The 12,479-nt window shown below is 70.2% G+C and carries 7 protein-coding genes and 1 pseudogene; all 8 read left to right on the top strand.

Annotation, left to right across the window (positions count from 1 at the left end; all coding sequences use genetic code 11):
* Positions 1–225: pseudogene (locus tag B207_RS40805) on the top strand (ISAs1 family transposase); the annotation flags it as partial.
* Between the two features lie 1,050 nt (positions 226–1,275).
* A complete protein-coding gene (locus B207_RS0125535) occupies positions 1,276–2,727 on the top strand; it encodes an anthranilate synthase component I family protein (protein ID WP_018639515.1) in 1,452 nt (483 codons plus the stop codon).
* A complete protein-coding gene (locus tag B207_RS0125530; RefSeq protein ID WP_018639514.1) occupies positions 2,724–3,311 on the top strand; it encodes an anthranilate synthase component II in 588 nt (195 codons plus the stop codon). Before B207_RS0125535 ends, B207_RS0125530 begins: the two co-directional genes overlap by 4 nt.
* 159 nt (positions 3,312–3,470) lie before the next feature.
* Positions 3,471–3,770, top strand: coding sequence for a chorismate mutase (locus B207_RS0125525; protein ID WP_026311446.1), 300 nt, complete (start codon positions 3,471–3,473; stop codon positions 3,768–3,770).
* Between the two features lie 281 nt (positions 3,771–4,051).
* Positions 4,052–5,941, top strand: coding sequence for a methylmalonyl-CoA mutase small subunit (gene mutA / locus B207_RS0125520; RefSeq protein ID WP_026311445.1), 1,890 nt, complete (start codon positions 4,052–4,054; stop codon positions 5,939–5,941).
* Positions 5,941–8,217: a methylmalonyl-CoA mutase gene (scpA, locus tag B207_RS0125515; RefSeq protein WP_018639511.1), complete on the top strand. Its 2,277-nt coding sequence runs from the start codon at positions 5,941–5,943 to the stop codon at positions 8,215–8,217. The genes mutA and scpA overlap by 1 nt, the downstream gene beginning before the upstream one ends.
* Before the next feature lie 5 nt (positions 8,218–8,222).
* Entirely contained in the window at positions 8,223–9,209 is a 987-nt protein-coding gene (meaB, locus tag B207_RS0125510) for a methylmalonyl Co-A mutase-associated GTPase MeaB (RefSeq protein ID WP_018639510.1), read from the top strand.
* 554 nt (positions 9,210–9,763) lie between these two features.
* Positions 9,764–12,445 carry an Hsp70 family protein gene (locus B207_RS0125505; protein ID WP_018639509.1) on the top strand — a complete coding sequence of 894 codons (2,682 nt, stop codon included), beginning with the start codon at positions 9,764–9,766 and terminating at the stop codon, positions 12,443–12,445.
* Positions 12,446–12,479 lie beyond the last annotated feature (34 nt).

Here is a 12,479-nt window from a genome sequence, read left to right as displayed (position 1 = left end):
GTCCGCCTGCACTGGGGAATCGAGAACCGCCTCCACTACATCCGCGACACCGCCTGGCGCGAGGACGCCTGCCACGCCTCCCGAGGAAACGGGCCCAGAAACCTCGCCACCATCCGCAACCTCGCGCTGAGTCTCCTCCGCCTCCACGGAGTCCGAAAGGTCAAGGAAACCCTCGAGCGCATCGCCGGCGACCGCTACCGGGCACTCCACTACCTGGCTACATAGGGCAATGGATCGTCACACTAGGCGATCTTCGCGCAGCCCTGCCGCGGATACCGGGTCGATCGGGTGCCGGTCCACCGCTGCGACAACATAGGACTGTGCGCAGAGCATTGCAGTGACGGCAGCCCCGATCCCGCCGGCGGCGCCAGTGACGAGGGCAACCTTTTGCGTCTTCAGCTCGTCCCCCTGAAATCCCGAACTTTGACCCCGGATGAAGGGTCCAGCGCGCCGATTACGCTAGCTCATTCGAGGATTACTGCCAAGCGCTTAGGTGAATTTTGACGTGGGAAAGTAGTTCGAGCTGCAACATAGTACGGGCCTACGCAGGTCAGAGTAGGTGGATGGCAGTCGCGCCAAGCGCAGTTGGATGTTCCGGTGCGTCGGTGGCCACCGTGCGGGGTGGGCACGGCGGCTTGCCGAGAATCTGGTGTCGGGTACCTGACACTTGCGTTCCCCGCACATCCTGGCACTCTGGACAGGCCGTCGCGAGTGACTGGTGCTGGTGCCTCCGATAAGGCGCGGCGAGTCGGTCGATATATGGCGGGCAAGCTGTTGTGGATGCCTACGGGTGGCCGGAAGAACGGCCTGGCATCGCGCGTCGTGGTACGCATCTGAACGCGTGCGGGCGGCCTCGTGGAAATCTTCGGGTCGGATCCCGGGAGGATTGTTCGGGTAGCTCGACCACTGGATTTCCTCGCTGGTCACACATGATTGAGGACTGCAGGCCTTCCGTTTCCAGAGTTGGCTCGCATGGCGGTATCGGTCAGGAAGGTGCGTCCGCGAGTGGTTGTAGCGCGAGATTTCGGCGAGACATGTACGACCCGGAGAACGCGTCTCGCGGGTATCCCGCCTGATCGGCTCTGAGGTATGCTGCTGGGTCCGTTGGGCATGTTTCAGGAGAGAAATCGAGGGCGATGAGCGCGCCGTGTCCGCTGGTGTGAAGCTAGACCGCCGCCGTCCGAGGCGAAAGCAATGTCTCGACTGTCAGTGTGAAGCAGGGGAGAGTGCGTGAACAACCGTGATCTGGCACCGGCGCCGCTACGAACGAGGCTCATGCGCAAGGTCGTGCAGGGCGGTGATCCGCTGCAGGTATTTCTGCGGCTGCGTGAGGAGATGGGCCCGTCCAACGTGTTCCTCTTCGAGTCCCTGGCGGGCCCGGCGAACGACCGTCGATCCGCAGTCGTGGGTTTTGGCCCGCTTTTCGAGTTCGTCGTGCACCGCTCTCGTATTCGCCTGGCCGGGAACGAGCGCCTCGTCGCCGCGGCACAGACGGAGCTCCTCGCCACCGGGCTGGCCGTGACCAGTGAGGACGGCATGCTGCTGCTGGAGCCGGGGGCGCTGTGGTCGGCCGCGCGCGAGCTGCAACGCCTCTTCGCGATCCCTGAACAGTCCGCCACCGAGTGGGACTTCGGCTTTGTGGCAGTATTGGGCTACGATGCCATTCATTACATCGAGGATCTGCGTCGTCAGATTCCGAGTGAGACTGACGCCTTCGCGGATGTCACGCTCAGGCTGTACAACGGCACCGTCGTCTTCGACCTCGAGTCCGCGTCCGCGACTGTTCTCGTGGCGAACAGCGAGGCGTGGCCAGATCTCGATTCGGCTCCGCTGCTCGCGGCGCTCGCCGAGCCCGCCTTCGCGCCAATGACGATACCGTCGGTCCCACCCCCTCGGGAGGTGGTGGACGACACCGATGAACAGCAGTACACCGCAAACGTTCAGAGATGCCTCGAGCACATCGCTGTGGGCGATATCTATCAGGTCCAGATCGGACATGAGCTCACGGTCATCTCCAACGTCGACGAACTCGACGTCTACCTTCGGCTCCGCGCGCGGAACCCGTCGCCCTATATGTGCTTGCTACCGCTCTCCCGCTGGACAGCGGTGGGGGCGAGTCCGGAGCTCTTCCTGCGTGTCGAGGGAGATTCGGCGGTCATGCGACCTATCGCGGGCACAGCCCCGAGGTCTGGTGACGAGGATGCGGACGCCCGTCGGGTCGCGGAGCTGGCCTCCGACGAGAAGGAATGCGCCGAGCATGTGATGCTCGTCGATCTGTGCCGCAATGACCTGGGGAAGGTGTCCCTCGCCGGGACCGTGGACGTCCACGAGATGATGGCGGTGGAGAACTTCTCTCATGTCTTTCACCTGGTATCTGAGGTCAGTGGTCGGCTGACCGAATCCGTCGACGTCTTCGATGTCATTCAGGCTGCTTTCCCAGCCGGGACCATGACCGGCGCTCCAAAGATTCGATCAATAGAGATCATCGAAGATATCGAGAGGCGTCGCCGCGGCTGTTATGCCGGTGCCTTCGGTCTAATCGGGTTCGGCGGCTATGTCAACCTTGGCCTTGCCATACGGACGCTTTTCAGGATCGATGAAGATACCTGGAAGCTGCGCGCCTCGGCTGGTGTGGTGGCGGACTCGAAGCCGGCGGCTGAATGGCGGGAGACGCTCGCCAAGATGAACGCTGGCTACTGGGCTGTCACGGGTGATGGGCTACTGTGAGGTCGGTTATCGTCGATGCCTATGACAGTTTTAGTCATATAATCTACCAGTACTTGATGGAGCTGGGTGCGAACCCCGTCGTCATCCGGTCCGGGGAAGTGTCGTCCTCGCTGATCAGAAAACTGGCTCCGCAGCTCGTCCTGCTCGGGCCAGGGCCTGGCCACCCCCGGGATTCCGGGCATGTCGATCTAGTGCGGGAGCTTCAGGGTGAGATACCCATCTTTGGCGTCTGTCTGGGGCACCAGGCGATCGCTATGGCGTATGGTGGGGTGGTCAGTCCGGCTCGACATCTGATGCATGGAAAAGTGAGTCGTATCGTTCATGACGGGCTCGGTGCCATGAGCTGTTACACGGGCCCGTTCACTGCGACGCGGTATCACTCGCTGATTGTCGAGGACGCGTCCGTCCCGTCTGTTCTCACTGTGAGCGCCAGGAGTGAGGATGATGGTTACATCATGGGTCTTCGTCACCGTAGTCTTCCGGTCGAGTCCGTACAGTTCCATCCGGAGAGCATCATGACCGAGCAGGGAATTCGCATACTGCGGTCCTTCATGGTGACACATGGTCTGCCGATCAGTTACTGAGGCGATCGCGGCGACTCGGCGGCTCCTCCCGCCAACTGGCGCAGAGCGGGTCATGGCGCCCGAGTCGGGAACGGGTCAGGTAGCGAGCGTGGGCCCGGGCGGTGGTTGAAGGAGAGGGCCTGTTGCCGTCGTCGTGAAGTGGGCTACGAGGATGTCACGGTGACCGATTCCGACAACGTGCTCCGTGACATCCGCTCGCGTATAGACCTCCTTGACCAACAGATCGTCCAGCTGCTCGCCGCGCGCGAGGAGCTGGTCCGGGCGGCCGGCCGGCTCAAGTCGGACACCGCGGCGGTCCGGGCGCCCGACCGGGTGGAACAGGTCGTCCAACGTGTCCGCGGTCTGGCGAAGGAGGCAGGTGCCTCCCCGGAGGTCGTCGACCGCATCTACCGTGCGATGATCTCGGCCTTCATCGACCTGGAACTGGCTGTCCATCGCGTGGATCGCAACCCCGGATAGGAGGACTGTCGCTGCGGAAGGACCAGCGGGGCGAGCGGGCTCAAGACGGCTGCTGTCGTCCGGTGCGAGCGCCGATCGCTGTCGTGGTGATCCCGGTGACCGCGCAGGCTTCCTGGGCGCTCGCCGGGACGCTGGTGGTGACGCCTGGGTGCGGCGCGGCGTCCCGTGCGCCGCGACCTGCTTCCTCCCGCCGTCCGGCGGATCGCTGACCGGGCCCGACGGGTTGTGACGGGAAGAACATTCCGGGCTCGTGGGGCCCTGGGCCCCTACGATTCCGTCCCATGACCGTTCCACCGGTGGAGCTGGAGTTCGCCGCCGATTTCCCGGGCGCGACCAGGGACGAGTGGCGCCGCCTCGTCCTCGGCGTGCTGCGTAAGTCCGGGATCGCGGGTGAGGACACCGGCCCGGGCGAGGCTGAGGACCTGATCGCGACCTCGACCTACGAGGGGATCAGCATCCGCCCGCTCTACGACGCGGCCGACGCTGCGGGGCTGGATCCGCCCGGCCTGCCGGGGCTGGCCCCGTTCGTGCGCGGCGGGCGACCGCAGGGCGCCAACACCGACGGCTGGGACGTCCGTGCCCTGCACGTGCATCCCGATCCGAAGGTCACGGCCCAGGCGGTTCTCGCCGACCTGGAGAACGGCGTGACCTCCCTGTGGCTGCGGCTCGGCCCGGCGGGCGTGGCGGTGGACGGGCTCGCCGAGGTGCTGCGCGAGGTCTACCTCGACCTGGCCCCGGTCGTCCTGGACGCCGGCCCGCTCACCGGGCCGGCCGCGGAGGCGTTCCTGGCGTTGGCCGGCGAGCGGGGCGTCCCGGCGTCCCAGCTGAGCGGTGTGCTCGGTGCGGACCCGCTGGGGCTGACGGCGCGCACGGGCGCCGTACCCGACTTCGCGGTGGTCCGGGCGCTGGCGCCGCGGGTGGCGGCCGAGTACCCGCGGCTGCGCACGGTGGTCGTCGACGCCCGCGCGTACCACGATGCCGGTGGCAGCGACGCCGAGGAGCTCGGCGCCTCGATCGCCGCCGGGGTGGCCTACCTGCGTGAGCTGACCGGCGCCGGGCTGGGGCTGGCCGAGGCGCTGGGCCAGCTGGAGTTCCGTTACGCGGCGAACGCCGACCAGTTCCTCACGATCGCGAAGCTGCGGGCCGCGCGGCGGCTGTGGGCGCGGGTGGCGGAGGTCTGCGGGGCGGCGCCCGAGTTGCGGGCGCAGCGCCAGCACGCGGTCACCTCGTCGGCGATGATGACGCGCCGCGATCCCTGGGTGAACATGCTGCGCACGACGGTGGCGTGCTTCGGTGCCGGAGTCGGTGGCGCTGACGCGGTGACGGTCCTGCCGTTCGACGCCCGCCTCGGGCTCGCCGACGACTTCTCCCGGCGGATCGCCCGCAACACCCAGACGCTGCTCCAGGAGGAGTCGAGTCTGATCCGGGTGGTCGACCCGGCCGGCGGGTCCTGGTACGTCGAGACGCTCACCGACCAGCTCGCGGCGGCGGCCTGGGCCGTCTTCACCGAGATCGAGCGGGCCGGCGGCATCACGGCCGCGCTGGCCGACGGGTCGCTGCGGGGCCGCCTCGCGGCCACCTGGGCGGCCCGCGCGGACGCGCTTGCGCATCGCCGGGATCCGCTGACCGGGGTGAGCGAGTTCCCGAACCTGGCCGAGTCTCTTCCCGGCCGCACGGTCGCCCCGGCGGAACCGGTGGCGGCCGGTGGCCTGCCGACGATCACCTATGACCAGGACTACGAGGAGCTGCGGGCCCGCTCCGACGCCCACCTCGCGGCGACTGGTGCCCGTCCCGTGGTCTTCCTGGCGACGATCGGCAGCGTGTCGGCCTTCACCGGCCGGTCGACGTTCGCGGCGAACCTGTTCCAGGCCGGCGGCCTGGAGACCCCCGCCGCCGGGCCGGGCACGGACCCGGCGGTGATCGCCGCCGCCTTCGCCGCCTCCGGCGCGAAGGTCGCCTGCCTGTGCTCGACGGACAAGGCGTACGCCGAGCACGCGGCGCCGGTCGCCGAGGCGCTGCGCGCGGCGGGGGCCGCGCGGGTCTGGCTGGCCGGCAGGGCCGGAGCCCGGGCGGAGACCGATGCCGCCGCCGGGGTGACCGGGTACGTCTTCGCCGGCTGCAACGCCGTCGAGGTGCTGCGCACGACACTGGCAGAGGCGGGAGTGGCCTGATGTCCTCGATCTCCGACTTCTCCGGGATCCCCGACTTCTCGGAGGTGGCCCTCGGCGCGCCGGCCGGGGCCGACGCTGACGAGGCCCGCTGGCGGGCCGCGCTGGAGGAGGCCACCGGCAAGGACGTCGACGCCCTGACCTGGGACACCCCCGAGGGCATCGCGGTCAAGCCGCTCTACACGGCGGCCGACACCGCGGGCCTGGACTTCCTGAACACCTACCCGGGTGTCGCGCCGTACCTGCGCGGGCCCTACCCGGCGATGTACGTCACCCAGCCGTGGACGATCCGCCAGTACGCCGGCTTCTCCACCGCGTCCGAGTCGAACGCCTTCTACCGGCGCAACCTGGCCGCCGGCCAGAAGGGCCTGTCGGTGGCCTTCGACCTGCCGACGCACCGCGGCTACGACAGCGACCACCCGCGGGTCACCGGCGACGTGGGCATGGCCGGCGTCGCCATCGACTCGATCTACGACATGCGTCAGCTCTTCGAGGGCATCCCGCTGGACCGGATGAGCGTCTCGATGACCATGAACGGTGCCGTGCTGCCCGTGCTGGCGCTCTACATCGTGGCGGCGGAGGAGCAGGGGGTGGCACCGGAGCAGCTCGCCGGGACCATCCAGAACGACATCCTCAAGGAGTTCATGGTCCGCAACACCTACATCTACCCGCCGCAGCCGTCGATGCAGATCATCTCGGACATCTTCGCGTACACCTCGCAGCGGATGCCGAAGTTCAACTCGATCTCCATCTCCGGCTACCACATGCAGGAGGCGGGAGCGACCGCCGACCTGGAGCTCGCCTACACCCTCGCCGACGGCGTCGAGTACATCCGCGCCGGCCTGGGCGCCGGGCTCGCGATCGACGCCTTCGCGCCGCGGCTGTCGTTCTTCTGGGCGATCGGCATGAACTTCTTCATGGAAGTCGCCAAGATGCGCGCCGCCCGGCTGCTGTGGGCGCGCCTCGTCAACCAGTTCGAGCCGGAGAACCCGCGCTCGACGTCCCTGCGCACCCACTCACAGACCTCCGGCTGGTCGCTGACCGCGCAGGACGTCTTCAACAACGTGGTGCGCACCTGCGTCGAGGCGATGGCGGCCACCCAGGGGCACACCCAGTCCCTGCACACCAACGCCCTCGACGAGGCGCTGGCGCTGCCCACCGACTTCTCCGCGCGCATCGCCCGCAACACCCAGCTGCTGCTGCAGCAGGAGTCCGGCACCACCCGGGTGGTCGACCCGTGGGGCGGCAGCCACTACGTCGAGCGGCTGACCTACGACCTGGCCCACAAGGCCTGGGCGCACATCAGCGAGGTCGAGTCCACCGGCGGCATGGCGCAGGCGATCGACGCCGGCATCCCCAAGATGCGCATCGAGGAGGCCGCGGCCCGCACCCAGGCCCGCATCGACGCCGGTCGCCAGCCGCTGGTCGGCGTCAACAAGTACCGGGTGGACGCCGACGAGGCCATCGACGTCCTCAAGGTCGACAACTCCGCCGTGCGGACCGGCCAGATCGAGAAGCTGCGCCGCCTGCGGGAGGAGCGTGACACGGCCGCCGTCGAGGCCGCGCTGCACGCGCTCACCGCCGCCGCCGACGCGGCCCGGGGCGGCGGCCGGCCGGCCGACCTGTCCCACAACCTGCTCGCGCTCGCCGTCGACGCCGCCCGGGCCAAGGCCACGGTCGGGGAGATCTCCGACGCCCTCGAGAAGGTCTACGGGCGCCACTCCGGCCAGATCCGTACGATCTCCGGTGTGTACCGGGACGAAGCCGGGCCGGCCGGGAACATCGTGGCGGCCCGCGAAGCCGCCGCCGCCTTCGAGCGTGCCGAGGGCCGGCGTCCCCGCATCCTCGTCGCCAAGATGGGGCAGGACGGGCACGACCGCGGCCAGAAGGTGATCGCCACGGCCTTCGCCGACATCGGCTTCGACGTGGACGTCGGCCCGCTGTTCCAGACGCCCGCCGAGGTGGCCCGCCAGGCCGTCGAGGCGGACGTGCAGATCATCGGGGTGTCCTCGCTGGCCGCCGGGCACCTCACCCTCGTCCCCGCGCTCAAGGAGGAACTGGCCGCTCTCGACCGGGGCGACATCCTCGTCGTCGTCGGCGGGGTCATCCCACCGCAGGACTTCGACGCGCTGCGCGCCGCCGGCGCGGCCGCGATCTTCCCTCCGGGGACGGTCATCGCGGAGGCGGCGCTCGAACTGCTGACGACCCTGTCCGAGCAGCTCGGCCACAACGAGCCGGTGGGCCCGGCCGGGGCGGCCGGGCCCGTAGAGGCGTCCTGACCGCGATGGCGCGGCGGGTCGTCGACGTCGCCGAGTACGCCGACGGCGTCCTCGCGTCGTCCAGGATGTGGATCGCGCGGGCCGTCACGCTGGTCGAGTCCACCCGGCCCGACCACCGCGAGGCCGCGCAGAAGCTGCTGGTGGCACTTCTGCCGCACGCCGGCAAGGCGCGGCGGGTGGGGATCACCGGCGTGCCCGGGGTGGGCAAGTCGACCTTCATCGACGCGCTCGGCACGACGCTCACCGCGAAGGGCCACCAGGTGGCGGTGCTCGCGGTCGACCCGTCCTCCACCCGCACCGGCGGCAGCATCCTCGGTGACAAGACGCGGATGGCGGACCTGTCGGCCGACCCGGCGGCCTTCATCCGCCCGTCACCGACCGCGGGAACGCTGGGCGGTGTCGCGAAGGCCACCCGTGAGGCCATGGTCATCATGGAGGCGGCCGGCTACGACGTGGTTCTCGTCGAGACGGTCGGGGTCGGCCAGTCCGAGACCACGGTCGCCGACATGGTCGACACGTTCCTGTTCCTCACCCTGGCCCGGACCGGCGACCAGCTCCAGGGCATCAAGAAGGGCGTCCTGGAGCTGGCGGACGTCATCGCCGTGAACAAGGCGGACGGGCCGCACGAGCTGGACGCCCGCCGGGCCGCCCGCGAGCTCGCCGGCGCGATCCGGCTCCTGCAGGGCGGCGCCCGCGACTGGCAGACACCCGTGCTGACCTGCAGCGCCGCGGAGCGGACCGGCCTGGACACGGTGTGGGCGCAGGTCATCAAGCATCAGGACACCCTGGACGCCTCCGGCGAGCTCGCCGCCCGCCGCCGCCGCCAGCAGGTCGACTGGACGTGGGCGATGGTCCAGGACCGCCTGCTGACCCGGCTGCGCGACCACCCCGGCGTCCAGGCGGTGACCGCCGACATCGAGCGCCGGGTCCGCGACGGCGCGCTGACTCCCAGCCTCGCCGCCGACGCCATCCTCGAGGCGTTCGACGCGTAGGCACCTTCCGTGCCCGTGTGGTCGCGGGCGGGAGTGGGAAGTCGGATGTGGGTATCGAGGTGTGTCGAAGCGTCGCCCATTTGCTGATGTCGATCCGGACACCGGTCGGCGCCGGAACACGGAAAAGATCCGGGCCGACACGGAGGTCTTTTCGTTTACGCACCCCGTTTGCGCACCCTGATCGCCGCGAACGGGACTGATCGGCGCGGCTGGGCACCCGGTACTCCGCGCCGTGTCTCTGCTTCATCGTGTCGCTGCCGGCCTGCGGCATTTCTCCGGCGTCGTTTCCGGCCGACGACATACACCGAGCCCGCGTGGCCGGTCGGGCGCGGGGATCCTGATGGTGTCCGCCTTCTGATACGGATGTCCGCTACCGGATATGGCGCACCTGGTCGGAAGGCCTACGATGTGGCCGCCGGATCTTTCGTCGTTGTGTGAACGACCCGATCGGATGCCGAAGGCGTCGGATGCACCGAGGGGAACCGGGGGGACCACGCGGCGTCCGTCCGCATCAGCCACGGCGGACGGCGGACGAATGAAAGCCGGAGGATCCAGTGGGCTACCAACTAGGTATCGATGTCGGGTCGGCGACGACGGTTCTCGCGGTCGCCGACGGGGGCTGGCCCACTGTGCTCACCGTGGGTGGTGGGCGGGAGGTCCCGTCCGTGCTCTACATGCCCCCGACGGGAGGTGTGCTGGTCGGCCGGTCCGCCGCACGGCGGGCCACCGCCGACCCCGACCGGGCCGCGAGCGGCTTCCTGCACCGGGTCGGGGAGACCGGCCACACCCTGGTCGGCGGCGCGGCCTACAGCCCGGAGGGCCTGCTGGCCCGGCTCGTCGGACATCTGGTCGGCCAGGTCGTCGCGGCCCGCGGCGAGGAGCCCGACCACATCGTCATCGCGCACCCGACCTTCTGGCCCGAGCACCGCCGCGAGGCGTTCGCCGAGGCGGTCAGCCAGCTGTCGGACGTCTCCGCACCCGTCACGACCTGCGCCTCGGCGGACGCGATCGGCACGCTGCTGCTGAGCCGCCGATCGGCCCGGACCGTCGACCTGGTCGGCTTCTACGACTTCGGCGCCGGCCATCTCGACACGGCGGTGCTGTCCTTCAGCCCCTTCGGGTTCGACAAGCTCGGGTCCCCGGCCGGCAGCCGCGCCGGCGGCACCGCGATCGACGACCTGCTGGTTGACCGGGTACTGGCCCAGGCGGGCAGCAGCCGCGACCGGCTCGACCTCGCCGACACCGCTGTCGCGGTGGCGCTCGGCCGGTTGCGGGCCGAGTGCGCGCAGGCCAAGGAGTACCTCGCCGAGGACGACGAGGTCGAGGTCGCGTTCGCGGTTCCCGGTGTCGCGGGGACCTCGGCCACCCTGCGGCGGGCCGACCTGGAGATGCTCGTCGCCCCGGTCGTGGAGGACACGGTGCGGGCGTTCCGGCAGGCGCTGCGCAGCGGCCAGGCCGACGCGGCCGACCTGTCGACCGTCATCCTCTACGGCGGCACCGCGCGGATGCCGCTGGTCGGAGCCCAGATGCGGGCGGCGTTCCCCGCCGTCGGCCGCTGGCAGTACGGCTCGGACGACGACATCGCCACCGGCGCCGCGCTGATCGCCGCCGGGCTCGCCGAACGCGCGTCGGGCGAGGACATCACCTCGATCATCCGGCCGCCCGGCAACGCGCCGGCACCCTCCTCCGTGCCGCCGTGGGGTCCGGTGTCGCAGCCGGGCGCCTACCCGCCCGCGGGTTCCGTGCCGCCCGTGTTCTCGCTTCCGCCGGTGACGTCCGTCCCGCCGGCCGGGTCCTATCCGTCGAGCGGGCCGGTGCCCGTCGACCAGGGATCCGATCCCGACGCGACGATGATCGGTGGCGACCGCTCCGGGCAGGCCGCCGGCGCGGGCACTCCCGGGGGCAGCTCCGGAGATCCGTGGGGGTCCGGCGATCCGGCGGCGACGTCCGCCGGCGCCTACGACACGAGCATGGCCACGGTGCTCGGCGGCATGGAGGTCGTCGCCCCGTCGGGTGGCCACCCGACCGGTGCCGGTACCGGGTCGGGGCCGGTTCCCCCCGGGGCGTCCTGGACCGGCGCAGGGCCTGGTAGCACGGCCGCCGGTGCCGCCGGTGCCGGGGGTCCCGAGGGCCCCGGGGGCCCCGGGGGCAGGGCCGCGCGGCGGTCGTCGGCCGCCCGTGGCGGCCCGTTCGCCGGCTGGTCACGGACGACGGTCGCCGCCGCGGCGGCCGCGGTCGTGTTCGTCGCCGCGGCCACGACCTTCGGCCTGGTCCTGGCCGGTGGCGACGACGACGAGTCGCCGAGCAGCGTGCTGCCCGTCGCCGCGCCGCGGGTCACGCAGGCGCCGCCGGCGAGCGCGGCGCCCGTCCCGGCCACCCGGGGGCCGAACACGGTGCTGGTCGCCGGTTCCGCCGAGGTCGCGCCGATCAGCGAGACCGCCTACGCCGGCTTCCGCCAGGTACAGCCGAACGTGACGGTCAGCGTCAACGCCTCGACCACCGAGGACGGTTTCGCGAAGCTGTGCGCGGGTGACGTCGACGTCGCCGGTGCGTCTTTCGAGTTCGATCCCAGCTTCTCGCAGGACGTGGGGTGCGCGGACCAGATCGTCGGCTTCGAGGTCGCCCACCACACCCTGCCGATCGTGGTGAACCCGGAGAACACCTGGGCCCAGTGCATGACCCTCGACCAGGTCCGTCAGATCTGGGACGCCGGTTCGAGCGTCACCCGGTGGAGTGACATCGACTCCTCCTTCCCGGACGAGCCGATCACCTTCGTCGGGCCGTCGCGCGACACCGTGCAGGCCCAGGTGTTCAACGCCACCGTGAACGATGCCAGCGACCGCTCCCGCCAGTATCAGGAGACCGACCTCAGCGGCGTGGCGAACGACGTGGCGGGCGACCGCCTGGCGATGGGCTTCCTCGACTTCCCGACCTACGAGACGTTCGGGCCGCGCCTGCGCGGCCTGGAGATCGACAACGGTGACGGCTGCGTCGAGCCGAACGCCGTGACCGCCGGAACGGGCTACTACCTGCCACTGTGCAAGCCGGTGTTCGTCTACGCCCGCAAGGACGCGCTGCGCGAGCCCGGCACCGCCGCTTTCATGCGCTACTACATGGAGAACGGCAAGGACATCGCGTTCGACGCGCACTACGTCCCACGGGCCGACAGCACGATCAACGAGAACGTCGCCCGCGTCGACGAGCTGACCCAGGGCGTACCCGCCGTCACCGCCTGACCGGCAGAGCATCCGGCGGCAGCGCCGCCGCCCG

This window comes from Parafrankia elaeagni (assembly GCF_000374165.1).
In the GTDB taxonomy this organism is placed as follows: Bacteria; Actinomycetota; Actinomycetes; order Frankiales; family Frankiaceae; genus Parafrankia; species Parafrankia elaeagni.
Note: the sequence above shows the minus strand (reverse complement) of the source record. Positions and strands in the feature narration are given on the sequence as shown.

Coding starts and splice junctions, on each gene's coding strand:
- mutA (WP_026311445.1), top strand. CDS start 4,052: ATGACCGTTCCACCGGTGGAGCTGGAGTTCGCCGCCGATTTCCCGGGC.
- meaB (WP_018639510.1), top strand. CDS start 8,223: ATGGCGCGGCGGGTCGTCGACGTCGCCGAGTACGCCGACGGCGTCCTC.
- scpA (WP_018639511.1), top strand. CDS start 5,941: ATGTCCTCGATCTCCGACTTCTCCGGGATCCCCGACTTCTCGGAGGTG.
- B207_RS0125535 (WP_018639515.1), top strand. CDS start 1,276: ATGCGCAAGGTCGTGCAGGGCGGTGATCCGCTGCAGGTATTTCTGCGG.